This window comes from Blautia sp. MCC269 (assembly GCF_018785655.1).
In the GTDB taxonomy this organism is placed as follows: domain Bacteria; phylum Bacillota; class Clostridia; order Lachnospirales; family Lachnospiraceae; genus Blautia_A.
Window position 1 is genome coordinate 96,510 of the sequence record NZ_WQQE01000003.1, and the last position, 25,528, is coordinate 122,037.

Below are 25,528 nucleotides of genomic sequence, written 5' to 3' on the forward strand. Positions count from 1 at the left end.
AAGGAGGAAAACGCGATGGCTGAATCAAAATTACTTGTAAAGCGTGAGGGGGATTTTAGATATCCAATCTGTTTTGAAGAGGATTTTTCCAATCTGGCTCAGGTTATGAGAGAAGAAGGACTTGCGGACAGAAAAATCTGTATTGTAACAGATTCTAATGTAGATCCATTGTATGAAGCACCTGTAAAAAAAGCTTTAAGTGAAGTAAGCTCTGATATTTCCGTGTTTACTTTTGAGGCCGGAGAAAAAAATAAAAATCTGGATACCGTTTCCAGCTTGTATCAGGCACTGATTAGTAACGGACTTGATCGAAAAAGTCTTCTTGTTGCTCTGGGTGGCGGTGTTGTAGGTGATCTTACCGGATTTGGAGCGGCTACTTATCTTCGGGGAATTGATTTTATTCAGGTTCCAACGACGTTACTTGCTCAGGTAGACAGCAGCGTTGGTGGAAAAACAGGAGTAGATTTCCAGCAGTATAAAAATATGGTTGGAGCTTTTCATCAGCCACGTCTTGTTTATATGAATATGAGTACTCTTTCTTCTCTGCCGGCAGAACAGTTTGCGTGTGGAATGGGTGAGATCCTGAAAACAGGACTGATCTGTGATGAAGAATTTTTCCGTTTTGTATGCCGTGAGCAGAAAGAGATTAAAAAGCTGGACATGAAACGGATTGCCAGAATGGTACGCAAATGCTGTGAGATCAAAGCTGGTGTTGTGGAGCGTGATCCAAAGGAGCAGGGAGAGCGTGCACTTCTCAACCTGGGACACACCGTAGGTCATGCGGTAGAAAAACTCAAGAATTTCACCTTGCTTCATGGGCAGTGTGTGGGAGCCGGACTGGTAGCTGCGGCGTATCTTTCCATGAAACGAGGACTTTTGACAGAAGAAGAATATCAGGAAATTCGTCAGGGATGTGCGGACTATGATCTTCCTGTACATGTAGATGGCCTTATTCCGGAAGAAGTTCTTTTGGCAACAAAGAAAGATAAAAAAATGGAACAGGGTCATATTAAGTTTATCCTGATGGACGGCATCGGAAAAAGTTTTATTGACAAAACAGTTACCGATGAAGAACTGTTATCCTGTATTCAGGAGATAACTTTATGATCAGCCGTGTTAACCATCATCAGAAAATGTCTCCTGGCAAATGTCTGGCAGGGGATATTTTCCTGATGATCTTACTTGTAGCCGCAGATCAGGTGGCGAAATGGCTGTCATATCTGTATCTGAAAGGACAACTGTCGATTTCGCTGATTCCCGGTGTACTTGAACTTCATTATCTTTATCCGGAAAACAGGGGAATTGCTTTTGGAATGTTTCAGGGAAGTGTACTTTTCTTTGCAATTGTAAGTGTGCTGTTTCTGGGAGTGATTCTCTATGCATGGATCCGTATTCCAAAAGAGCGTTTTTATCTGCCGCTGCTTACAATTGCCACAGTACTTGCTGCCGGTGCTCTGGGGAATTTTATTGATCGTTTTTTCAGAGGATATGTGATTGATTTTATCTATTTCTCCCTGATTGATTTTCCGGTGTTTAATCTGGCAGATATTTATGTGGTTGCAAGTGGGATTTTTCTGATTCTGTTTGTGTGTACCAAATACAGAGATGATGATTTTTCATTTCTGAATATTAAACGGTGATTTGGTCAGGGGATGATGGATTCATCTGATTTTGCAGGAGATATAAAATGGAAATATACGATTATACAGTAGAAAAAGAAGAATCAGGTATACGAATCGACCGCTATCTTGCAGAAAAAGACAGCGGTCTTTCCAGGTCGTTCATTCAGAAACTTCTGAAAGATGGACAGATTACAGTTGGGGATAAGGCTGCCAAATCCAATTATAAGGTCAGGGAAAACGACAGAATTCATCTGGAGATTCCGGATTCCAGTGAACCGGATATTGTTCCGGAGGATATTCCGCTGGATATTCTTTATGAGGATGAAGATGTGCTGATCGTTAATAAGCCCAAAGGAATGGTGGTACATCCTGCTGCCGGGCATTATCAGGGAACACTGGTAAATGCGGTTATGGCCCATTGTGGTGACAGCCTTTCCGGGATCAACGGGGTGATGAGACCTGGAATTGTCCACAGAATTGATAAAGATACTACCGGTGCGCTTCTGGTGTGCAAGAACGATACGGCCCACCGGGATCTGGCAGAACAGCTGAAATGCCACAGTATCCGGAGACGTTATCGTGCAGTTGTACAGGGAAATCTGAAAGAGGACGAGGGAACCATAGAAGGTCCTATCGGACGTCATCCAACAGATCGTAAAAAAATGGCCATCAATTACAAAAATGGGAAAGATGCGGTAACACATTACAAAGTACTGGAACGTTTTGGACAGGCAACCTATGTGGAATGCCGGCTAGAAACAGGGCGTACCCATCAGATCCGCGTGCATATGGCCAGCATCGGACATCCACTTCTGGGAGATACGGTATATGGGTCTTCAAAAAATCCCTATCATCTGGAGGGACAGGCTCTTCATGCAATGATTCTTGGGTTTGTTCATCCACGTACCTGTGAATATATGGAATTTACAGCTCCACTTCCGGAATATTTTGTTAAATTGCTGTCAAAATTGCGAAAATAACTGGAAAACTTGTGAAATATAGTGTATAATAGCTGTATTAAAGAGGAAGCGAAGTTCATATTTATGAATTTGCTGAATCGAAGCAGAAAGGATGTGGCTGTTATGAGTAACAATACAACAAGTTCTATTATTACAATTGGTCGTAAATATGGTAGTGCCGGAAGACAGATCGGCCAGGAAGTTGCTAAGTATTTTGGAATTAAATGCTATGATAAAGAGCTGCTGGAGCACGCAGCCAATGATAGTGGAATCTGTAAGGAACTGTTTGAGCATCATGATGAGAAACCTACAAACAGTTTTCTTTATTCTCTTGTAATGGATACGTATTCTTTTGGATATTCATCCGCAGGGTTTACAGATATGCCTATGAACCATAAGATTTTCCTTGCACAGTTTGAGGCGATCAAGAAGCTTGCTTCAGAAGGCCCCTGTGTAATGGTAGGCAGATGTGCAGATTATGCACTTGCAGATAATCCGGATTGTTTCAGCGTATTTGTCCATGCAAATCTTGACTGGCGTATCAACCGTATTTCCCAGAAATACAATAAGAACGCCAAAGAAGCCAAAGACATGATCAACAAAACAGACAAGAGCCGTTCCAGTTACTATAATTATTACACCAATAAGAAATGGGGATCTGCCGACAGCTATAATCTTTGTCTGGACAGCAGCAAGCTTGGTATTGATGGAACTGCGAAGGCCATTATTGAAGCCATTCACATTTATGACAGCCTGAAAAAATAAACGTCAGATTTTTATAGGCACCCTGCCATTTTATGGCAGGGTGTTTTCGGTATCAGCGAAAAAATACAGACAGAATTCATCCTTATGAGTTTTGAGAGAGAATGTTTATGCTTTTTTTAGACACAAACCGGAGATGCTATGTTATAATCACATGGTGGAGGAAATTACTATGAAAATTCGTTGGAATCATCGCTACGTGCAGTTAGGTGTGACTGCATTTCTGGTCATTGCTGCCAGTATTTTATTTTATTACGGGATTTTCCATATGAAATCCCTGGTTACCGGAATTAAAACATTTTTCAGCATTATGGCGCCGATCATTTATGGAGCCGCCATAGCATATCTGTTAACCCCCATTGTTAATTTTCTGGAGCGGAAGATTATTTTTCCTATTTTTGAAAAAAGACACAAAACCCTTCAGAAAAAGGGCAGGAAAGCAGTACGCTGGATCTGTGTAATTCTTTCTGTGTTTTTTATGTTCCTGATCATTTATGCCCTTGTCATGATGATCCTTCCGCAGTTAATCCGAAGTATCATGAATATCATCTACAGTTTTCCTCATTATGTAAATGTTGTGGAGAACTGGCTGAATTCCGTTGTGGAAAAGGGCTGGAAGCTGAATCCGGATATGATCAGCCAGATCAACCAGTATTCCAGCAGATTGCAGGAATATCTGACAAATACGATCCTTCCTCAGATGCAGTCCATGATGAAAAACATATCTGCGAGTTTTCTGGATCTTCTTGTTTTTTTGAAGAATTTCCTTATTGGAGCGATTGTATCACTTTATATCCTGGCAGATAAAGAGGGATTTGTTGCAAAGGCCAAAATGGCTACCTATGCGGTTCTTCCGGCCAAATGGGCGACTTTTCTTGTTCATTCCATGCGTTTTACGCATAAGACTTTTGGCGGATTTATCAGTGGCAAGATCCTGGATTCTGCAATTATCGGTGTATTGTGTTATGTGGGAACATCCATCATTGGAACGCCATATGCGATTCTGGTCAGTGTGATCGTTGGCGTGACAAACGTTATCCCGTTTTTTGGACCATATCTTGGAGCGATTCCGTGTATTCTTCTTATTTTGCTGGTAGATCCGATTCAGAGTCTGTATTTCCTGATCTTTATTCTGGTTCTTCAGCAGTTTGATGGAAATATTCTTGGACCTAAGATTTTGGGGGAATCTACCGGATTGTCCAGTTTCATGGTCATTGTTGCAATTATGGTTGGCGGTGGTTTATTCGGAGTTCCGGGAATGATTGTCGGCGTTCCGGTTTTTGCGGTTCTGAATGCGGCTGTATGGAAGCTGATCGGACGTAGCCTTGATGAAAAAGAGATGTCTGCAGATGCTGAGTTTTATAAAGATATTGACTGTGTAGATCCCGTTTCCGGAAAAGCGTTGCCCATGCCGGTAAAAGAATCTGCAACAAAAGCAAAAATGCAGGCAGTTGCAATAAAAGCAGAAAAACACAGAGTGTGGACCGGAGCATGGAACGAAATCAAACGAATGTTTGCATTTTTGGCCAAGTTTGTCCAGGCAAAATATATAGGTTTTCGACTGAAACAGAAAAACAGACGGAGGAAGAATAAACGATGAAATTTGTAATTCAGCGTGTAAATCATGCAGAAGTTAAAGTAGATGGAGAAACAGTTGGAAAAATTGGAAAAGGATTTCTTGTTCTGATCGGCGTTGGACGTGGGGATACCAGGGAAGATGCAGACTGGTATTTGAAAAAACTTCTGGGACTTCGTATTTTTGAGGATGAAAATGGAAAGACCAATTTATCCTTGGCAGATGTAAACGGGGAATTGCTTTTGGTTTCACAGTTTACTTTATATGCAAACTGCCGTAAGGGAAATCGTCCAAGTTTCATAGAAGCCGGTGCGCCAGATGAAGCAAATAAATTATATGAATATATTATTTCAGAAGCCAGCAAACATGTTCCGGTTGTGGAACACGGAATTTTTGGTGCAGATATGAAAGTATCTCTGGAAAATGACGGACCGTTTACCGTTATTTTTGATGAAAACCTCAGAGGGTAACGACAAATAATAATAAAAAGTGCTTCCATAAGGAGGCACTTTATTTACTTGAAAATTTATCAAAAACAGGCAATTTTGCAGGAAGTAGCTGTTTATACTACCCATCTATTTGAAAAACTCGGGTTTGTCGTATAGATATAGATAAGTATAAAACCACTTCTTTTAACAGGTGTTTCAGGTATTTCCTGCAAATTATGTAAAATTTATATATTAAGGAGTTTTTATGGATAACAAAATTACTTACCACGAACAAAATGACATTGACAATACTTTAAAACTCCGTGAGGTTTTAAAAACGCTTCCGCCATTTTGCAGGGATTATTTCCGGGCTATTGATGCAACGACTACAACCAAGACCAGAATTTCCTATGCATATGACATTCGTATATTTTTCCAGTTTTTACTGGAGCAAAATCCAATGTTCAAAGACAAAACCATGTCGGATTTCACAGTTGATGTTCTGGATCAGGTCAAGGCTGTTGATCTTGAGGAATATGAAGAATTTCTCAAAGTTTATAAATCCGCGGACTCTTCCAAAACGGAAACAAATGGTGAACGTGGCGTCAAACGTAAAATTTCTGCTTTAAGAAGTTTTTATGCTTACTATTATAAACATGAAATGATCACCACCAACCCGTCTGTTCTGATCGATGTGCCCAAGATCCATGATAAGAATATTATTCGTCTGGATACAGATGAGGTTGCCATGCTGCTGGATTATATTGAGCATTGCGGAGATACGCTGACCGGGCAGAAACGGATGTACCATGAAAAAACGAAGGACAGAGATCTTGCTATTGTTACTCTCCTTCTTGGTACCGGGATCCGAGTATCGGAATGTGTCGGACTGGATGTTGAGGATGTAGACTTCAAAAACAATGGAATCAAAGTTACCCGAAAAGGCGGAAATGAAATGGTTGTATACTTTGGTCCTGAAGTAGAAAAAGCGTTGAAGAAATATCTGGAAGTCAGGGAGAATATTACGCCTCTGGCAGGCCATGAGCACGCTCTCTTCTATTCTACCCAACGTCGCCGAATCGGTGTTCAGGCTATCGAGAATCTGGTTAAAAAATATGCCAGGGAGATCACAACTACAAAAAAGATCACCCCGCATAAGCTTCGCAGCACCTATGGTACTGCCCTGTACCAGGAAACCGGTGATATTTACCTTGTAGCGGATGTTTTGGGTCATAAGGATGTCAATACTACTAAGAAGCATTATGCGGCTCTGGATGATGCCAGACGGCGTCAGGCGGCCAAGGCGGTACGTCTTCGCGAGGACTGATGAATAATGGGACTGCGGAGCAACTGATTCGTTTGACATGCATTGCATATAAATATAGAGACAGTTAGTTCACATAATATAAATTATGTAAATCAACTGTCTCTATATATTTAATCAGATCAAGAAAATCTCAAATTCCCTGTAGGGTTCAAAAAACCTTAAGCAGTGATTATGGACATCTGTATTATATCCATGACCCAAAATCAAAATCCGTACTTAACTTATTTATCAAAATCTGTCTCGAATACACCCTCCGGAGTACGCATGGTAAGAACACCCAGATTAAATTCACTGTCCATAATTGAGATATGATATTCAAAGATCACATCATCATCAAATTTGGAAAGCAGCACATAGCTTCCATTCTCTTTCCCATCGATCTGATCGCAGATGTCGTCGTAAACGTCCTCTCCGGAAATCTTTCGCGGGTATCCGCTTGCTTTGATTTTCTCTTCGATCGCTTTATATAATTCTTCCATACTTTATCCCATATCCTTTCTGAAATTAATTGGCTGATAAACCAGATATGTTTTTATCATACCAGATTTATCAGCAAAAATCAGCAAATATTTGGTTGTTTCTGATAAAGTTTCAGATAGGAGTACAGTTATATAATATAAAACTGTGTAGCCGAAGAATTTATTTTTTCTCGTAGAGGAATTCTTCCGGCAGAGTTACTTTGAAATCCTTTGCAAGGGCGCGGAAGTCATTCGGTGTGATAGTCTGCAGTTTCTGAGGAGCCATGGATAAGATCTTAACCAGGATCTCTGCGGATTTTTCAACGGTATGAAGAAGTCCGAAGGTCAGGTCAAAATCCTCGCCTGAGCAGAACATACCATGATGCGCCCAGATAACCACATCATATTTTTTCATCAGTTCAGCAGTTTTGACAGTGATATCTCTTCCGCCTGGAACCATCCATCCGATAACTCCCACACCATCCGGAAATACTACCGGACACTCTGTTGCAGATTCCCAGAGTTCACGGGTGAATACTTTGTCATCCAGAGGAAGAACAAAGGTAAGTGCAATGGTATTGGTGGTATGTGCATGATAAATAACACGATGTCTTCCGTTGGTAAGTTTTTTCTTTACTTCATGGTTCATCAGATGAGTTGGAAGCTCACTGGTCGGACGACCGCCTTCTACAAGACCCCAGCGGATACGGTAATTGGTTCCTGTCTCGTCAAGCTCAATGATCGCAAGACATACTTCCGGGTCAACGATGATATTACGGAAGTATTTTCCGCTTCCTGTTACCAGAAAAAATTCGCCTGCCAGTCCCGGAACCTCAACACCGATGGGGGTCCATTTTCCGGGGGCGTTCAGTCGTGGGCGAATCATTTCCACTTCTTCTGCTTTCAGACGATAGCTTAAGTTTCCGCCGTTTCTTTCATGCCATCCCTGCTGATATCCATCATCTGCCATTTTGATAAAGCCCTGTACGAATTTAGATTCAAGAATTTTCATAATATATTCCCTCCGTGTTTAAATGTGGTTTATTGTTGGGTTTGCGATTGCTTCAATATGCTTTCTTGTTGTTTGTGACTTTATTATATGCCCGATTGTGTGGATTTGTAAAGGGCTTTTTTGAAAAAATATCAATAAATCCACATGCAAAATGCAAAAAATCTTGTAAACATTCAATAAACCACATAAAAATAAACATAAAGCAACAAAAAGCACGAGTGGTCAATAGTAATGACATGTACATTGAATGTGGTTTGATGTTGCTTTGTGATGTGGGATTTATAGTATGGTAGATAAACTTGGAACGCCGAAGAATTGTAAGAAAAGAAAAAACAGGAACATTTCCGTATTCTGTACCTTAGATACTCACACGAAAATATTCCTGCTGGTTTAAAAAAGATTTTTATTTAATTTTTTCGGAAGCATACTGAGATAAGAAGTCTGTACAGTGTCCGACATGTGATATCCCAATATGGCAAGCAGATCTTCCATTTTGGATAAAATTTCTTTCCGCTCACTTTCCTGCTCTGCGATCACCTCAAGCTCCAGAAAGTCTCCAAGTCCCTCTACCTGATCCAGACAGGCGGTAAATCTGCCACATTTCATATACTTTCGCGTTTTCATGACAGACGCTACCGGAGAAAAATCCAAATGGATGAGAATATTTTTAAGCACTTCTGCATCGGATACTTCTGTTTCCAGTTCCATTCGGGACATGGAGATTTTATCCAGTTTGGGCCCCTTAAAATTAATCTGAGTCTTAGAAATACCGGATCTGCAGTCTGTGCTTGTTCGGATACGCAGTGCTTCATCACGTTTTTTTACATCATGATAGACACTGTTAAAATAGGTATCTTCTTCCTGGATCTGTGCTGTCTCCTGAAATCCCTGATCTGTCAGAAATTTCAGGGTTTCCTTAAGATTCTTTAATGGAAGCTTGATCTCAATTTCAAACTGGGCCATGTGATTACTTCAGAATTTCTGCTTTTTTGTTCAGAAGTGCTTCGCAGGCTGCACATGCTGGGCAGTCACAGTATTTTGCACCGGAAGCTTTGATCTCCTCAGCATGAGCCAGGATCTTTTTTGCGTCATCTGCGCCAAATACCTGTGCGCCCATGTCAGAACCTGCAAAAGAGATCAGTCCGTCAATGGGCATGATATCTGCTTCCAGCTCTTTTACATAAGCAGTTGCCGCTTCTGCTTCTTTCTCAGTTCCTGCAGCATCCAGATAATTCTGTGCCGCTTCTTTTACTTCTTTGCATGCAGAGGGTGCCTGAAGAAGATCCTGTGTTAATTCTTTGATTGTTTTTGCCATGGTAATTTCTCCCTTCTGATCAATGACAGATAAAATCTATCTGTTATGTATTTATAACAATATCATACCACAACTCTGGATCATTTGCAGAAAATATTGGGCTATTTTTTATAAAGGCATACAGGAGCATCCGATCCCCAGCCCGTCCGGACCAATATGGCAGGAAAGACCAAGGGAAAGATCATCACACATCACATCCATTCCCGGAAAGCTTTCCCGGATCTGTGAGATCCAGTCTGCGGTAACTTCCGCAGTGCTGCTGGAGGCAGCCATAAGATATACTTTTCCGGCATCATATTCTTTTTTGAAAGTTGTTTCCAATTCTCTGTGCATAGCATCGATCATGGCTTTTCTTGATTTTTTCATGCCTCTGCATTTCTGGAAAACATCCAGTTTACCGGTTCCAAATTTCATAACCGGTTTGATATTGAGAAGATTTGCGGCCAGTGCTGTGGTGGTATTGATACGGCCTCCCTTTTTCAGATATTCCAGTGTGCTTAATCCGACATAGATCACGGTTTTTTCACGGGAAGCTTCCAGAATATCCTTGATCTGCGGTGCTGTATATCCATCTTCCACCAGGTCTATCGCATCCAGAATGGAACGGTGAAGGGGTGTGGAAACACGCCCGTTATCTACCACATACACTTTGTTTTCGTATTTTGGTTCCTGAGACAAGGCGGCAGCAGTCATGCAGGAACCGCTTAAACTACTGCTCAACGGAATGTAGAGGATCTGATCATAAGATAAAAGCATTTCGTCCCACATTTCCATAACTTCCTGTGGGGAAGGCTGTGAAGTTGAAACATCTGCTCCTTCACGCAGCTTCTCATAAAATCCTGTTCTGGAAAAATCCAGGTCTTCATGAAACAGTTCTCCATTCAGATAAAAAGGCATGGGAAGGACATGAATATCCAGTTCCTCTGCTTCTTGTTTTAAAATGCCACTGTGGCTGTCAGCCATGATTCCAATTTTTTTCATTTTCCATTTATCTCCTGTGTAATTTATGAATGTGTTTCGCAACGCGGTTCTTTTTTATAAAGAGCTACACTTTCCCGGAAGCGTTTTTTGTTCAGCTCCCGCATCTGGGAAACCTCGTTTTTCTTTACGAAACCATGACTTTCCATAAAGGTTCTTTGATCCAGCTGGTCCATATATATGGAATAATCCGTATCCTTCTCTGTTGAAATCTGTTTGAGAAGCCCGGTACCGATTCCGTTTCTACGGTAATCTTTGCTTACATAAAGAAAGAGGATATTTCCGGGAGTCGGTTTCTCCGGGGAAACAGTCAATTGTTTTTTCATATCCTGAAGTTTGTTAAAATGCTCCAGATTCTTCCGGCCTTCCTTAGTAAACTTCAGGCGCAGGAAATGATAGCCTTCTTTCAAACGGAAAACCGGGGCAAAATGGCCATGAGATTCTTTACCGGTAATGAGCACCCCAACTACCTGATCACGGTAGGTTGCCACGGTAACGCTATCTCTGTATATCATATAGGTGTAAAAGAAAAGTCTGGTCAGACGTTTTTCGGTATGTGTTTCCTCAAACTCCCAGCGGTCTTTATAATTTCTTCGGATAAATTCCCGGATCATTGAAAAATCTTCCTTTTCTGCTTTCCGGTAGGCAGGTGCTTTTTTTAATAACATAGTCCATATCTCCTGTATTTTTTCATAAATAACTATCCTATACTTTAAAAGATGATCTGCAACTTAACATCAACTGTTTCTCAACAATTGTTGAAGTTTATGAAAAAGTTTATATAAAATAAAAAACAACGGAAGAACCTCATGAAAAATAAGGTATCCGCTGTTTTTGGGTTTTATGGATATGTGTAAAATATTTGTTTTACAGTATAACAGTAAAACGACAGCCGCTTCCGGGAATATTTTCCACGGAAACGGTTCCCATACACAGGTTCAGGATCTGTTTTACAAGGGCAAGTCCAAGACCGTTTCCCTCCTGTTTATGGGAACTGTCGCCCTGGTAAAATTTGTCAAAAATATGTTTCATGGAGTATTCACTGATCTGGGGGCCTTCGTTTTCTATGGAAAAACGGATCTTTTCTCCTTCCGGCATCATCCGGATATAGATCGTACCACCACAGGGACTGAATTTGATAGCATTGGAAAGCAGATTGTCCCATACATGACAGATGAGATTTTCGTTTCCAAGATACTCCACATCCATCATGTCCACATCAAATTCAATTTCTTTTTCTGACCATTTCGGTTCCATCATAACAATGGACTGCCGGATCTGTTCATCCAGGCGGTACCAGTTCTGCCGGGTCTGGATTGCCTGGTGTTCAATTTTGGACAGAAGCAGGATATTTCCTGCCAGGTGGGAAAGCCTTCTGGTATTAAGAAGGATTTTGTCGATGTACTGCTCCTGCTCTTTTGATATGGGCATGTCGCTATCCTGCAGAAGAGTTGCATAACCCTCAATGGCACTGATGGGCGTTTTAAATTCATGGGAAACATTGGAAACGAAATCTGTCTGCAGGATCTCCGTTGCTTCCAGTTCCTGGACCATCAGGTTAAAATTGGAATAAATATCCTGGATTTCTTTCAGCTGTTTTCCGGTTTTCAGCCGGACGGAAAAGTCGCCTTCTGCGACTTGCTGCATGGCTTTTTCCAGCTTTAATACAGGGCCGAAGTACCGGATACTGAGGAAGTTGTTGAGAACGCCCCCTGCGATCACACTGGCCAGGATGATCCATACAATGTACGGAACATCTGAAATATGCAGAACATCCATAACAAGCCAGGATATCAGAGATACACAGATAAGTTCCAGCATGATCATAAGGATAAAACGTATGCGGATGCTTAAATTTTCGAAAGGCTTCTTTTTCATGCTTTTACCACCTTATATCCAACTCCCCGGATTGTTACGATCTTAAAATCCGGATTATCCCGGAAGCGTTCCCGAAGCCTTCCGATGTGGACATCTACCGTATGGGCATCGCTTGCGGAATCATATCCCCAGATATCATCCATAAGCTGCTGTCTGGTGAAGATTTTTCCCGGAAAGGATACCATCTTATACAAAAGCATGAACTCTTTCTGAGGAAGGACCATACTTTCCGAGGAGGTGGATACTGTCAGGGAGTCGCACTCCAGAATGGTATCGCCGATCCGTTGTTTCCGCTCATTGATCATCTGCGCTCTGCGAAGAAGGGCACCTACCCGCAAAACCAGTTCGTTGATGTTAACCGGTTTTACCATATAATCATCGGTGCCGGACAAAAATCCCATACGCATATCATCAAAAGCATCTTTGGCAGTGACCATAAGTACAGGAATGGAATCCCCGGCATCTCTGAGTGAACGGACCAGTTCATAGCCATCCATGTTTGGCATCATAATATCCGAGATGATCAGATCATAATAATCTTTTTCCAGGGCATCCAATGCTTCCTGCCCGTCGGCAACTCCTTTTACTGTATAACCATTTTTCAGCAGGACATGTTGGAAAAGCTGGCGGAGTTCCCGGTCATCTTCCGCAATGAGAATTTTAAACATTTTTACATCCCTATTCCTTGATCTTTTCGATATCCATGTTTTCAGGCAGAATACAGCTTAAAACAATGGATATGATAAACACAACAGCAACTACATTTTCCGCAAAAACAGACTGTATGATAGATGGGAAGATATCCCAGATTCCGCTCTCACTTGCTGTGGTAAATCCAATTCCTACAGCAAGGGAAAGAGAAACAATGGTAATGTTCCGCTGGGAAAAACCGCAGGAAGCGATCATCTGTACACCGGAAGTCAGAATGGAACCGAACATCATAATGGTACATCCTCCCACAACAGAATCCGGAAGTGAAGCGAAAAAGTTTCCGATAGGTGGCAGCAGTCCGGCCAGGATCATACATACAGCTCCTGTCATAATGGTGAAACGGTTTACAACCTTTGTCATGGCAACCAGTCCTACATTCTGTGAGAAGGATGTTACCGGAGGACAGCCGAACAGGGAAGAGATCGTGGAAGCATAACCATCACAGGCAAGAGAACCTGAAATTTCTTTTCCGGTGATCTCACGGTCCAGTCCGGAAGAAACAAGTGCGGAAGTATCGCCGATGGTCTCCGCCGCGGATACCAGGAAGATAATGCAGGTGGAAACAATGGCTCCCGCATGGAATTCCGGTTTTACAGGAAACAGATGAGGAAGGGAAATAAGTCCTCCGGATAAGATGGAACCAAGGTCGACTTTTCCCATAAAAATGGCAATGATGTATCCGACTACCAGACCGGCAAGTACAGATAACTGTTTCAGATATCCTTTGCTGAGAACATTCCAGAGCAGACACACAGCAAGTGTAATAGTACCAAGAAGCAGGTTTTGTGCAGAGCCGAAATCTTCATTATATCCGCCGCCAAAAGATCTGGCTCCTACGGTAAACAGTGAAAAGCCGATAGAAGTTACTACAGAAGCGGCCACTACCGGTGTGATGATCTTCCGCCAGTATTTTGCAAGAAGGCCAAGGGTTCCTTCCATGATACCGCCGATCATAACCGCACCGATCACGGCAGGATAACCGTAATTGGCCGCAACGGTACTTAAAACAGTGACAAAGGTAAAACTGACTCCCATTACAACCGGAAGTCTGGAACCGATCTTCCATATGGGGTAAAGCTGGATCAGTGTAGCGATTCCGGCCACAAACATGGCATTCTGGAGCAGAATTGCGATCTGTGCCTGGGTAAGAGCAGGCTGGGCTGAGGTTGCGATCAGTGTGATCGGTGTCAGGTTTGAGACAAACATGGCAAGGATGTGCTGAAGCCCAAACGGGATCGCCTTGGCAATGGGGACGGTTCCGTCCAGCTTGTAAATGTTGTTGATGCTGCTTTGCATTCTTTTAAATTCTCCCTTCTATTATAAGAAAAAGTTACGGAACAATCATAACACAGGTTTGTTGCGGAAACCAGACGGATTTTGATGAATAAATGTAATAATAGATGAAATATATCGACTTATGAATATTTATGCACGAAAAAAAGAAATACCCTCTTGCATTTTCGGAACTTTTACTGTAGAATTATTAACCAGGTAAACACAAATGTATGCCATACCCGAACACTGATTACGAAGATGTAACCAATCTTAACTGTATCAGTGTTTTTTAATATACAATGGGGAAATGAGGAAAAGATTATGGAAAAAAAGCATGAAATGATGAGTCTGGAAGACTCCGAACAGCTGAAAGGCAGAATGAAATTCTTTGAGCAGGAGCTGATGAAGCATCATCACATCGATCCCAATCTCTACGTGGAATACGATGTAAAAAGAGGTCTTCGTGATTCCGCAGGTAAAGGTGTTCTCACAGGCCTTACCGAGATTTCTGATGTTACCGGCTACAAGCTGGTCAATGGCAGACGTATTCCGGCGGACGGTGAACTGTATTATCAGGGAATTAATGTACAGGACATTGTAAATGGCCTGAAGGACAGACGTTTTGGCTTTGAGGAGACAATTTATCTTCTGATCTTTGGTAAACTTCCAAGTAAGGAAGAACTTTCCAGATTTCTGGAACTTCTTTCCGATATGGAAGATCTGGGAGGACGTTTTGTCCGTGACGTTGTCATGAAAGGAACCAATGCCAATATTATGAATGCCATGGAGCGCTGCGTTCTTGCTCTCTATACATATGACGATAACCCGGAAGATATTTCCGTAGAAAATGTACTCCGCCAGTCTCTGGAACTGATCGCCAAGCTTCCTGAAATTGCGGTTTACTCCTATCACGCATATCGTCATTTCCGTAAAGACGAGACGCTCTTTATCCGTAATCCGCAGAAGGGACTTTCTCTTGCCGAGAATATTCTTCTGATGCTTCGTCCGGATGGCAAGTATACAGAGCTTGAGGCCAAGGTTCTTGATATCGCACTTGTCCTTCATGCAGAGCATGGTGGTGGTAACAACTCTACCTTTACCACACATGTAGTAACTTCTTCCGGAACAGACAGCTACTCTTCCACTTCTGCTTCCATTGGATCACTGAAAGGACCGCGCCATGGTGGTGCCAACCTGAAAGTCCAGAACATGTTCACAGATCTAAAAGCCAATGTAAAAGACTGGGAAAGTGAAGAAGAGATCACAGCATATCTCCAGAAGATCCTGAATAAAGAAGCATTTGACCATGCAGGTCTGATCTATGGTATGGGACATGCAGTTTATACACTCTCCGATCCGCGAGAAGTGATCCTGAAGCGTTTTGCACAGGCTCTCGCAGAGGAGAAAGGTATGACAGAGGAATTCAAGCTCTACGATAAAGTTGAGAGCATTGCCGGCAAGCTGATCATGGAACACAGAAAGCTGTTTAAGAATGTCTGTGCAAACGTGGACTTCTACAGTGGATTTGTTTATACCATGCTTGGTATCCCGGAAGAACTCTTCACTCCGATCTTTGCCATTGCACGTATGCCGGGCTGGAGCGCACATCGTCTGGAAGAGTTGATCAGTGCCAACAAGATCATTCGTCCTGCTTACAAATATGTGGGACATCATACAGATTTTGTACCGTTTGATGAGAGATAAATAAAAAAATGATAAAAGCAGTGGAGATTTCTGTCTTATTTAAGGTGGAAAGCTCTGCTGTTTTTTGTTCTCTTGATTTACAGAAAAACAGGATCATAACTTTACATAATATATTTTATGTAAAGTAAATGTTTGGATCGTTTTTATAAATTATTTTTATAAATTTCTACAAAAAAACAAGGCTTTCCGCGTAAGACCGGATTGCCTTGTTTTTTTTATGGAATGTTCGTTTATTATTTATTTCCTATCGAAAGCTCTTCAGCCAGTTCACCAGGGAATCATGCCAGATGTTATCGTATACCGTCTTTTTCATCTGGTCATCTACAGAGCCGTTTCCTGCCATTTTTGCAAGGATGGCAGCCTGAAGTTCGCCTACGGTCATCTCTTCCGGTGTTTTGTTTGGATTCGGGGTAACAGTTTCGGCTGTTTCCTGTGAGCTGGAAGGTTCTGTTTCCGGAGTGGACGAAACATCTGATGGGTTTGCTGTATCGTCAGAATCTTTATCTGTATTTGCGGCTGTTGAAGCCTCTGCTTCCTGAGCAGTTTCTGCTACAGTGCCATTTTCGTCCGCCGGCTTCTCTTCTGTCTCAGATGCAGTATTTTCTTCTTTTGCTGCAGCCGTTTCCGGAACTTCAACCTGTACTGGCTTGTATTCCGGCATATCTCCTGCAGGAAGCCAGATCTCACCGCTGTTTGCTGCAACACGAACGCGGATACGTCCACCCTGTGCGGAAACTTTCTGTCCGGTAAGTGCACCTACGTATTCCGGTGCGCTTCCTGTTGGAAGATTCATCTCTGCGTCGCTGTCATCGTTATTTACGGTAACGATCACGCGCATACCCTCCAGATCTCTTGCAAAAGCAAACTGACGGTTTGTAAGAGCCAGTTCTGCGTAGGAACCGTAGCTTAATGCAGGAGTTCCCTGGCGTACTTTTCCGAGAGCTGCGATCAGAGCAGTACAGGGGTTCTTTGTTGTGGCTTCTTTGTAATCTTCAAGATCAAGTGCCGGACGTAAGCTTGCATCGGAAAATTTCTCTTTTTTTCCTTTGATCCCGAATTCAGATCCATAATAGATGCTTGGAACGCCAGGTAAAGTATAAAGAAGTACGTGTACCGGGGCAAAATGTGCCTTGTTCTGTAATTTGGTATGGATCCTCTCCACATCATGGTTGTCCACAAAATTGTAAAGATCCAGATCTCCCATATTCTGGAGATATTTTACTGTGTGGGCAATTTCAAAATAGTTGTGGTCATTATGACCGCTGTAAAGGGCTTTGTGAAGGGCATAGTTGGTTACACTGTGAAGTGTCTGACCGTTTACCCAGCGGCTGTAGTCTCCGTGGATTACCTCTCCCATCAGCCAGAAATCTTTTTTAACTTCATCGGCTGTGTGGCGGAGAATACGCATGAAATCAAAATCCAGAACATCGGCGGCATCCAGGCGGATTCCGTCAATATCAAACTCGGAAACCCAGAAACGGATTACATCGCAGATATAGTTCTGTACTTCCGGGTTGCGCTGGTTCAGTTTTACCAGAAGGTTGTATCCGCCCCAGTTTTCATAAGAAAAACCATCATTATATTCGGTATTTCCGCCGAAATTTACATTACAGTACCAGTTTACATATGGGGAATGCTCGCGGTTTTTCTGGATATCTTTAAAAGCAAAGAAATCGCGGCCTGTATGATTGAATACACCGTCGAAGATAACACGGATGCCCTTTTCGTGGCAGGCCTTTACAAAATTGGTGAGATCTTCGTTTGTTCCAAGACGGGAGTCCAGTTTTTTGTAATCGGTTGTCTCATAGCCATGTCCTACACTTTCAAAAAGCGGACCTATATATAAGGCAGTACATCCGATTTCCTTGATGTGGTCGATCCACGGCAGCAGTGTGTTCAGTCGATGTACAGGAGTTCCGTAATCGTTTTCTTTCGGAGCGCCTGTAAGTCCAAGTGGATAAATATGGTAGAAGATTGCTTCGTTGTACCAGCTCATAATATTACACCTCTGTTCTAAAAATTTGCAATTTCCTGATAATTAGAGAAATTACACAAATATCTTCTTTATAATACCAGATTATCATCATATAATCCAGAATAAATTAGTCAGTTTTTCAGCAGAAAATCCGGCAGATTGTCAACTGCCGGATCTTAAGCGGATCAGATAAGTCTCCCGGAAGGGACAGATATCCGATCAACAGAATGTTTATTCATCAAACTCCGCGGTAACGATAAAGCCACGTGGTGTATGTTCAATGCTTTTGATGATCCCCTCTTTGGATTTGATGCGGTCTGCGTTTCTGTAGCAGCCGGACATGGCTACGGCAGGTTCGATGATGTAGCTGTAGTTTGTGGCAGAGAGAAATTCGGAGATTTTTACCTTATCTCCTACCTGGATCAGCCCCTGTCTTTCCATTTTAAATTTTTCTTCTCGCATAAATATGCCTTCTTTCTGTATGAATATGCAGCATGAATATATCTGCAGATAATATTATACATGTAACCGAATCAAAGAGTCCCCTGCGAGTTGCGAATATCCGCCTGGCGGACTTTAAGAACCGGAGGGAATCCGTACCAGAAGTTTCTGTCCATCTTTTTCTACCACGGTAAGGATTGGGATATGTTTTTTTCGCAGTGCATGGACGAGTGGGTACAGAGAAAACATGGCATTGTCCGCAAAAACTGCTTCCGGCTTATATCTGAGGATTTCCTTCATCTGGATTTTTATATGGCTTTTCCATTCTGTTTTTTCCATGGAAAGCTCTCCATAGATCCCGTTTAATGTTAATTCCGGAAGCTGAGGAACCGGCAGATGCACGATCCTGGCAGAAGAAAGATCCGGAAGATTTTGAAGCAGCATGTCTGTCTCTTCATTTCCACCAAGGCTCACGATCACAGCTTCTTCATGAAACGCGGCAAGACTGCTCCGGCAGGCGAGAATGGAATCCTCAAGGGTTCCGCATGTCATGAGAAAACCGCCTTTGTGGCAGAAGATCGCACTTTCAAGGCCGGTTACCGAAGCCAGCTCCTCTCCTTCCAGGCCCAGCCAGGAAGAAGGAAAGCTGCATTTATAATTCATGGAATATTCTTTTTTCTGTGGCTGGATACAATAGCCGCCCCGGTTGGATGGAAAGATCACAAAAGCGATATTGGTTTCGGAAAGGCGCTTCTGGCAGGGAATAAATTCCGGAAGTACCAGGATATTGGTATTTTCTGCCGGAGTTTCACCGGAAGCCAGGGCTTCGGTGTGTTCTGCAAGAACTTCTTCCACTCGTCTGTCCGCACGCTCATTTCCAAGGTAACGCTCAAATTTATTTTCCAGGATCATGCCGGCGACACTGACTGCCTGGAAAAATGCCTCGTCATTGCTGCCTTTGGAATCCCATCCAGGATTAAAATTGCCGATGAGCGTGGCAAGTTCGTTTTTTTCACCGGTATTGTCATTGATATCCAATGGCTGGACAAAGGATTCATCGAATTTCTGTGCCAGCTCCTCACCGAGGATTTCCGGCCCGAGTTTTTCCCAGAGAAGACCAAATGCCGCATAGGGAACGCCGTTGTCACGGATACGGCTGTCTTTCTGGTGGTGGTCATACTGCCCTCTTCCAATATCAAAAACAAGACCTTCATAATTTTCCGGAACAATGTTTCCACGTGCGATGGTGATCTCAGGATTCAGATATAAAAGCAGTGCGGCAGAAAAAACATCGTCTGCATGAAATTTTCCGCTGTGGGTAAATGCGGATGCATTTTTCTGTTTAATTTTTTCCAGTAAATGATTCATATGAAACGCTCCTGTGTGTTTATTCTGCCATTCAGTATACCACAGAAATGAAGAATAAACAAAGCCTCCTCACTGGAAGCTTAAATAAGCACTCCATGAGAAGGCATAAATTTCAGATATTTACCGGGATCTGGATTTCCGTAACAAATTTATCGGTATTGTTTGTAATTCCATAATCGATCAACGTGGTTTCTCTGGAAAATCCGGTGATACAGAGTTTTTTCTCTTCAATGTATGCAAGGAGTTTCTGATAATAAGCCGGTGCTTCCCTGTGGCTTCCGCAGAAACGGATGGTTACGCAGGTCTGTCTGGGAAAAGTTTCCGTTTCTCCGTCATATCGGTCTTCCTGATCCAGAAGAAGAAAGATCCGGTCGTAATCCTGAAAAGATTTTTGGGAAAGCTGTTCTTTGGAGATCCCGATTCCGATCTTTCCCATAAAAACCAGAGATTCCTTCTGATTTTCTACCAGTTTTCGGATGGAATTCTCAAGATCCAGATATGTTTTCGGATGCAGGGAATCCCGGAGCCAGACAACGCGGCTTTCGGGAATTTCGACAGTTTGGATCACATCAAGCCTGGAATTCATGGCATCCCGGAGCTGTTCCAGGCGATGGTCGATCTTTCGGGAGATCAGCTCCAGCTCTTTTTGCTTCCTTGCGATCACTTCTTTCTGATGGACCAGCTTTTCTTCGATCACATCGGTATCACGGTTATCCAGAAAAGCTTTGATCTGGGCGAGTGGAAAATCCAGGACTCTGAGATAACGTATGGTGTTGAGAAGCTCAAACTGTCTGGTGCCATAATACCGGTATCCAGTGTCCGGGTCTGTATATTCCGGTGTTAAAAGACCAGCCTGCTCATAGTGGCGGAGAGTCCCCATACTGATATGGAACATTTTGGCTACTTCTCCGATAAGAAATAATTTTTTATCTTCCATTGGAATCTCCTTTGCATCTGGATACAGGACCAGGACCGGCATGGTGTTTCAACCAGAAATAGGCGATCAGGCAGATCAGAACCGAAAGCAGAGAACCTGCCGGCGCTGCCATTCCCATAGGGAACAGCGTATGGGGAAAATATCTGGAAGCCAGATAAGATCCCGGGATACGGACCAGAATAATGGCAATGATATTGTGGATAAAACCAATATAGGATTTTCCATATGCACAGAAATATCCGGTAAAGCTGAAATGGATGCCTGCAAAAATGCAGTCCCAGATATAGGAATGGATATACTGAGTGCCAAGAAGTACGACCGTGTCATCTCCGGTAAATGCCTGAAGGATATGTGGAGCGGTAAACTGAACGATCAATGAGATAATGATTCCGTAAACACTTGTGATCAGGATGCTGTACTGGAGCGTTTTTGCCGCACGGTCATGCTTCCTGGCACCGATATTCTGAGCAGCCAGAGCAGAGACCGCAGCCAGCATGGAAGACGGAACCAGAAAGACAGCGCTGATCACTTTTTCCACGATACCAACAGCAGCTGCGTCATTTAATCCCCTGTGATTGGCGATCACCGTGATCACAATAAATGCAACCTGGATATATCCATCCTGTACAGCTACCGGGATTCCGATTTTCAGGATCTGCGTCATCACATGAGGATCCGGGCGGAAATCTTTTCCTGTAAGATGGATTCCGGTTTCTCTGTGGCGAATGAATATCAGGGCAATGATCACACTGAGAGTTTGGGCAAGTGTGGTTCCAAGGGCTGCTCCGGATGGTCCCATATGGAAAAAGCCAATGAAAACGTAATCCAGTACAATATTGGCAGCACAGGCAATGGCCACAAAATACATGGGAGTTTTGGAATCACCAATGCCACGGAATATGGAGCTGATTATGTTATAAGCTGTAATAAAGGGAATTCCGATAAAACAGATGATAAGATATTGTGTGGTACCTGTCACCGCTTCTGTCGGGATACCGATCAGTACAACAATGGGCCTGACGAGGAGAAGAAGCAGGAGCGTAAAAAGAATGGAAACAGCCATGAATAATGTGACCGTGTTTCCGATAGCTCTGGCTGCGTCCAGCTTCCTGTCTGCGCCGACAGCCCGGCTGATGGTAACGGTTGCGCCCATGGCCAGTCCTACAATAATGACTGTTAACATATGCATGACCTGGCTTCCGTTTGATACAGCAGTGATGGCATCAACATGGTCAAACTGTCCGATGATAAAAAGATCTGCCATTCCGTAAAGTGTCTGAAGAAAATAAGATAACAGGTATGGCAGGGCAAAGTACACAATAGTTTTAAAGATATTTCCGGTTGTAAGATTTTTTTCCATGATTCTCTTTTGTCTGATCGGTCGGATGTATTAGCCGGATGGCAATATTCCCGGTCAGATAACCTCCCGGATATAATTTAAACCTTATAACGGTTGTAATGTCAATGCTTTTTTGCGTGATTTACCATATGAGGAATCGGCTTGCAATCAAGAGGATATTCGCAATCCGCATTCGCTACTTGCTCATAATCGAATAACTGTGAAGCAGTTATTCGATTAAAAAAGGAATCTGCCCTGCGACAGATCCCTTTAAAATTTACGTTCTTTTATGTTTTATGTACAAAATAGGACGTTCATATTCAATTTTATTATAATGCGCAGATAATCTTATCCTGATATGCTGCCGGAACTTCTTCTTTATCCAGAGACATACTGATAATAAAGGAAACTTTGAAGGTTTCACCGATGGCACTTAACTGATCCAGTGTTCCGGTTGCATCCTTTCCTTCAAGTTTGGCTGTTGTAAGGAAGCTGTCCAGATATACCTGCTCCAGATCATGATCCTGAGAGAGGATACCACAGATAAATCCTACGAATTCATCCGCATTCTTAACCGGAAATCCGGAAACATCAATGAGGCGGACTTTGTTGTTCAGCTCATACATGTGCTTGGTGCTTTTGTCTAAGTAAACAATGCTGCCGCTGGCATCCTTCACAGCCCCGTTTACTTTGTCTAACAGTACTTTTGTTTTTCCTTTGCCTTTCTTTCCTACGATCAGTTCAACCATCCTGTTTTCCTCCTTAGACACATATAATAATTTTGAATAAAATTGCTATTGATATGTTTCAAATTATAGTGCATTGTGAATAAAATTGCAAGGGGTTTTTGAAAGAATCTGGTAAATTTTCATCAAACATTATTGTTCTCTCTCATTTTCCATCTGCGCTTTTGCTTTTCTCCCGATCCGGGCGGTACTGTTCATGATACTGGCGCGGGTAACCTTGTCATTTCCGTATTTAAGTCGGATAGAATCCAGGGCTGCATCCAGTTTCTGGCGGCGTTCTTTTTCCCTGGTATCTTCAAAGAATGATAATTGTTCAAAGGAGTCGTCGGTAAGTCCGGTAAGTGATACCCCCAGAAGACGCAGCGGCTGTCCTCTCCAGGATTCTTCAAAAAGCTTTCGGGCGTGGAAATAAATTTCGTCGGTGATGTCTGTGGCGTTTTTCAGTTTCATCTGGTGTGATCTGTTCTGGAAATCCAGCGTTCGAAAGGTTACAGAGATGCAGGTACATTTTTTCTTTTTGCGGCGCATACGAGCAGCAAGGACATCGCATTGTTCCAGAAGGATTGGAAGCGCCTGCTCCATGGATACCAGATCATCATTAAAGGTTGTTTCCAGACTGAATCCCTTAGCTTCATCTGGTTTCATTTTTACCGGGGAGTCATCCAGACCGCGGGCGTACCGGTATAACTGCTGTCCTGCTTTTTCACCCAGAAGTGCCTGGATCTTGGGCTTTTTCTCATGGGCAAGATCACCGATGGTTCGTATACCCGCCTCCTTAAGCTTCTTTTCAGAGGATTTTCCAAGGAAAAGAAGATCTCTTACGGGAAGTGGCCACATTTTTACAGGGATCTCTTCCGGGAACAGGGTGTGTACTTTATCCGGCTTTTCAAAATCTGAGGCCATTTTTGCCAGCAGTTTATTGACAGAGATGCCGATATTTACAGTGAATCCCAGTTCGGTCCGTATCTTATCTTTCAGCTCATGGGCAGTTACAATCGGATCCGGGTAAATGTAGGAGGTGCCAGTCATATCCAGAAATACCTCATCAATGGAAAAGGATTCCATCACAGGGGCATAGGATGCACAGATACTTTTGAAAGACCTTGAATATTTATCATAAAGCTCAAAATCTGCCGGAACGGATATCAGTTCCGGGCATTTACGAAAGGCCATAGCCATTGGTTCTCCTGTCTGGATCCCGTATTTTTTTGCAGGGATGGATTTGGCAACTACGATGCCGGTCCGTTTTCTGGGATCTCCACCAATGCAGGAAGGAATTTCCCGAAGATCCGGAAGCCCCTGCTTTACTCTTCGGGTAGCTTCCCAGGAAAGGAAGGCGCTGTTTACATCAACATGAAAAATCAATCGTTCCATACATACTTCTTCTTTCAATCATGATCAAGTAAATCTGAATTGTGAATATCCGCCCGCAATTGCTTAAATAACATCCGATATTCGTCTTCCACTTCCTGGAAAGGACGGACTGTATAATCTATGGGAACACAAACCGATGGTTTGGGCTGCGGCGGTTCTTCGTTGAGAAGAAATTTCAGATCATACCAGAGAAGATCATTATCAATGTTTTTCAGCTGTTGCTCCTCTTTGGCAGAAAGTCCGGTGCCCAGATATTTTTCATATATGATGCAAAGAAGCTTTTCTTCCTGTCGCTGATATTTGGGAAGGCTTTTTTTAAACGGTCTGGGAACATCAGACATATAGCATTCACTGGCATCATGAAGAAGAGCTGCCAGTGCAAGACGTCTTGGCAAGCCACGGGCCATGGCTTCCTTTGCACAGAGGATACAATGCTGTCCTACGGAAAAAAAGGTCTTTACATGGCCATTTCCGCGGCATAAAAGAGAAAGGGCATGTGCGATATCATCTATGCAGATCCGTTCTTTTTCAGGTTGTGTGGGATCAAAATGTTTTCCCGTATAAGTGGTGATACAGTTACTCATGAAATATCCTGCCTTTCTGTGTAAAATACTCGATGGCTACATGGAAATCAATCTTATTGTTTATTATAAACACGAAGGGAAAATGTGTCTACACTGCCCAAAAATAAATTTCATGAAAAACAACAACAGGTTTACAAATACGACTGGTTCTGTGCTATAATACAAAAAAATGACAGGGAGACTGACGTCTATGAAACATATGGAAGAAATGAAGATCGCCGGACTTGCCATGGCATTATGTATTGTAATGCTTGGGATTTATATTGTGGTCCCCAAAGATGGAAACATTTCTCATCTTACGGCAATTCCGGATAACAACGCAGCGGAGCCCGTTCCTGACTCAACTTCACAGGGATCCGTAGATGCAGATTCTGACAGTGCTGATTTTCCAATCTATACGGAAGACAGTTATTACAGTGGATCGGATGATTCCGATGATAACACAGATACCGGTGATCCAGATACCGGAGACGACGGAAATTACGATCAGGGATATACTCCTGATGACGGGAACGTTAATGACACTTCTGATCCAGATACTTCACAGGGAGATGATACAGGAGATACTGGTGATGTTGTTGATGATGGTACGGATACCGGTGACAATTCTGATTCGGAACTGGATGACAGTAGTTCCGGAGATACCGGAGATGATACCGTAGAAGTCTACTGATCTTCAGAAAACACATGCATAAATAAAAAACAGGTACGCTTCATGAGCAGGTTTGACCAACTCACAGCGTACCTGTTTTTTTATCT

The 25,528-nt window shown here is 42.7% G+C and carries 26 protein-coding genes; 9 read left to right on the forward strand and 17 right to left on the reverse strand.

The genetic code is table 11. The annotated features are described in order from the left end of the window. Positions 1 to 15: 15 nt before the first annotated feature. The 7 genes from aroB to GPK88_RS01000 all read left to right on the forward strand — a co-directional run bounded on the left by aroB (position 16) and on the right by GPK88_RS01000 (position 6,674). Positions 16 to 1,107, forward strand: a complete 1,092-nt coding sequence (aroB, locus tag GPK88_RS00970; protein ID WP_173761619.1) for a 3-dehydroquinate synthase — start codon at positions 16 to 18, stop codon at positions 1,105 to 1,107. Continuing rightward, positions 1,104 to 1,640 carry a signal peptidase II gene (gene lspA / locus GPK88_RS00975; RefSeq protein ID WP_021978036.1) on the forward strand — a complete coding sequence of 179 codons (537 nt, stop codon included), beginning with the start codon at positions 1,104 to 1,106 and terminating at the stop codon, positions 1,638 to 1,640. The genes aroB and lspA overlap by 4 nt, the downstream gene beginning before the upstream one ends. A 47-nt stretch (positions 1,641 to 1,687) precedes the next feature. Further along, positions 1,688 to 2,602, forward strand: a complete 915-nt coding sequence (locus GPK88_RS00980; protein ID WP_021978035.1) for an RluA family pseudouridine synthase — start codon at positions 1,688 to 1,690, stop codon at positions 2,600 to 2,602. 102 nt (positions 2,603 to 2,704) lie between these two features. Further along, positions 2,705 to 3,346 carry a cytidylate kinase-like family protein gene (locus GPK88_RS00985; RefSeq protein WP_021978034.1) on the forward strand — a complete coding sequence of 214 codons (642 nt, stop codon included), beginning with the start codon at positions 2,705 to 2,707 and terminating at the stop codon, positions 3,344 to 3,346. A gap of 169 nt (positions 3,347 to 3,515) precedes the next feature. Further along, positions 3,516 to 4,943 carry an AI-2E family transporter gene (locus GPK88_RS00990; RefSeq protein ID WP_173761620.1) on the forward strand — a complete coding sequence of 476 codons (1,428 nt, stop codon included), beginning with the start codon at positions 3,516 to 3,518 and terminating at the stop codon, positions 4,941 to 4,943. Further along, positions 4,940 to 5,389: a D-aminoacyl-tRNA deacylase gene (gene dtd / locus GPK88_RS00995; RefSeq protein WP_173761621.1), complete on the forward strand. Its 450-nt coding sequence runs from the start codon at positions 4,940 to 4,942 to the stop codon at positions 5,387 to 5,389. The genes GPK88_RS00990 and dtd overlap by 4 nt, the downstream gene beginning before the upstream one ends. A gap of 223 nt (positions 5,390 to 5,612) precedes the next feature. Beyond that, positions 5,613 to 6,674 carry a tyrosine-type recombinase/integrase gene (locus GPK88_RS01000; protein WP_022427274.1) on the forward strand — a complete coding sequence of 354 codons (1,062 nt, stop codon included), beginning with the start codon at positions 5,613 to 5,615 and terminating at the stop codon, positions 6,672 to 6,674. A gap of 221 nt (positions 6,675 to 6,895) precedes the next feature. On the opposite strand, the gene GPK88_RS01005 is transcribed toward GPK88_RS01000, so the two are convergent. The 9 genes from GPK88_RS01005 to GPK88_RS01045 all read right to left on the reverse strand — a co-directional run bounded on the left by GPK88_RS01005 (position 6,896) and on the right by GPK88_RS01045 (position 14,322). Then, a complete protein-coding gene (locus tag GPK88_RS01005) occupies positions 6,896 to 7,153 on the reverse strand; it encodes a hypothetical protein (RefSeq protein WP_015525151.1) in 258 nt (85 codons plus the stop codon). Positions 7,154 to 7,313: 160 nt separating this feature from the next. Continuing rightward, entirely contained in the window at positions 7,314 to 8,144 is an 831-nt protein-coding gene (gene rhaD / locus GPK88_RS01010; protein WP_215707467.1) for a rhamnulose-1-phosphate aldolase, read from the reverse strand. A gap of 390 nt (positions 8,145 to 8,534) precedes the next feature. Beyond that, complete coding sequence (gene cyaB / locus GPK88_RS01015) at positions 8,535 to 9,107, reverse strand: class IV adenylate cyclase (protein WP_021652052.1); 573 nt, start codon at positions 9,105 to 9,107, stop codon at positions 8,535 to 8,537. A gap of 4 nt (positions 9,108 to 9,111) precedes the next feature. Then, the gene (locus tag GPK88_RS01020; protein WP_173741193.1) at positions 9,112 to 9,459 is read right to left on the reverse strand and encodes a molecular chaperone Hsp90; all 348 of its coding nucleotides are present in this window, start codon (positions 9,457 to 9,459) and stop codon (positions 9,112 to 9,114) included. Between the two features lie 108 nt (positions 9,460 to 9,567). Continuing rightward, the gene (locus GPK88_RS01025; protein ID WP_022427277.1) at positions 9,568 to 10,440 is read right to left on the reverse strand and encodes a DegV family protein; all 873 of its coding nucleotides are present in this window, start codon (positions 10,438 to 10,440) and stop codon (positions 9,568 to 9,570) included. A 23-nt stretch (positions 10,441 to 10,463) separates the two neighbouring features. After that, entirely contained in the window at positions 10,464 to 11,105 is a 642-nt protein-coding gene (locus GPK88_RS01030; protein WP_173741194.1) for a GNAT family N-acetyltransferase, read from the reverse strand. Between the two features lie 199 nt (positions 11,106 to 11,304). Next, complete coding sequence (locus tag GPK88_RS01035) at positions 11,305 to 12,315, reverse strand: HAMP domain-containing sensor histidine kinase (protein ID WP_148446932.1); 1,011 nt, start codon at positions 12,313 to 12,315, stop codon at positions 11,305 to 11,307. Continuing rightward, positions 12,312 to 12,983, reverse strand: coding sequence for a response regulator transcription factor (locus GPK88_RS01040; RefSeq protein ID WP_148446930.1), 672 nt, complete (start codon positions 12,981 to 12,983; stop codon positions 12,312 to 12,314). The genes GPK88_RS01035 and GPK88_RS01040 overlap by 4 nt, the downstream gene beginning before the upstream one ends. A gap of 10 nt (positions 12,984 to 12,993) precedes the next feature. Beyond that, on the reverse strand, positions 12,994 to 14,322 hold the full coding sequence (locus GPK88_RS01045) for a uracil-xanthine permease family protein (RefSeq protein ID WP_173761627.1): 1,329 nt from the start codon (positions 14,320 to 14,322) through the stop codon (positions 12,994 to 12,996). Between the two features lie 300 nt (positions 14,323 to 14,622). On the opposite strand from GPK88_RS01045, the gene GPK88_RS01050 reads away from it, so the two are divergent. After that, a complete protein-coding gene (locus GPK88_RS01050; RefSeq protein ID WP_243278945.1) occupies positions 14,623 to 16,005 on the forward strand; it encodes a citrate/2-methylcitrate synthase in 1,383 nt (460 codons plus the stop codon). A gap of 244 nt (positions 16,006 to 16,249) precedes the next feature. Here the strand turns inward: GPK88_RS01050 and GPK88_RS01055 are convergent, their stop codons facing one another. The 8 genes from GPK88_RS01055 to GPK88_RS01090 form a co-directional block, all read right to left on the reverse strand. Next, a complete protein-coding gene (locus GPK88_RS01055) occupies positions 16,250 to 18,001 on the reverse strand; it encodes an alpha-amylase family glycosyl hydrolase (protein ID WP_215707468.1) in 1,752 nt (583 codons plus the stop codon). 210 nt (positions 18,002 to 18,211) lie between these two features. Further along, positions 18,212 to 18,442, reverse strand: a complete 231-nt coding sequence (locus GPK88_RS01060; protein ID WP_021978019.1) for a hypothetical protein — start codon at positions 18,440 to 18,442, stop codon at positions 18,212 to 18,214. Between the two features lie 114 nt (positions 18,443 to 18,556). Further along, on the reverse strand, positions 18,557 to 19,789 hold the full coding sequence (locus GPK88_RS01065; RefSeq protein ID WP_173761629.1) for an MYG1 family protein: 1,233 nt from the start codon (positions 19,787 to 19,789) through the stop codon (positions 18,557 to 18,559). 112 nt (positions 19,790 to 19,901) lie between these two features. Next, on the reverse strand, positions 19,902 to 20,726 hold the full coding sequence (locus GPK88_RS01070; RefSeq protein WP_021978017.1) for a MerR family transcriptional regulator: 825 nt from the start codon (positions 20,724 to 20,726) through the stop codon (positions 19,902 to 19,904). Beyond that, on the reverse strand, positions 20,716 to 22,086 hold the full coding sequence (locus GPK88_RS01075) for an MATE family efflux transporter (protein WP_021978016.1): 1,371 nt from the start codon (positions 22,084 to 22,086) through the stop codon (positions 20,716 to 20,718). The genes GPK88_RS01070 and GPK88_RS01075 overlap by 11 nt, the downstream gene beginning before the upstream one ends. A gap of 308 nt (positions 22,087 to 22,394) precedes the next feature. Next, entirely contained in the window at positions 22,395 to 22,814 is a 420-nt protein-coding gene (locus GPK88_RS01080) for a hypothetical protein (protein WP_021978015.1), read from the reverse strand. A 129-nt stretch (positions 22,815 to 22,943) separates the two neighbouring features. Beyond that, complete coding sequence (locus tag GPK88_RS01085; protein ID WP_021978014.1) at positions 22,944 to 24,185, reverse strand: Y-family DNA polymerase; 1,242 nt, start codon at positions 24,183 to 24,185, stop codon at positions 22,944 to 22,946. Between the two features lie 14 nt (positions 24,186 to 24,199). Then, positions 24,200 to 24,769 carry a hypothetical protein gene (locus GPK88_RS01090; RefSeq protein WP_021978013.1) on the reverse strand — a complete coding sequence of 190 codons (570 nt, stop codon included), beginning with the start codon at positions 24,767 to 24,769 and terminating at the stop codon, positions 24,200 to 24,202. 190 nt (positions 24,770 to 24,959) lie between these two features. Here GPK88_RS01090 and GPK88_RS01095 point away from each other — a divergent pair, with 190 nt between their 5' ends. Then, positions 24,960 to 25,442, forward strand: coding sequence for a hypothetical protein (locus GPK88_RS01095; RefSeq protein ID WP_021978012.1), 483 nt, complete (start codon positions 24,960 to 24,962; stop codon positions 25,440 to 25,442). The last annotated feature ends 86 nt before the right edge of the window (positions 25,443 to 25,528 follow it).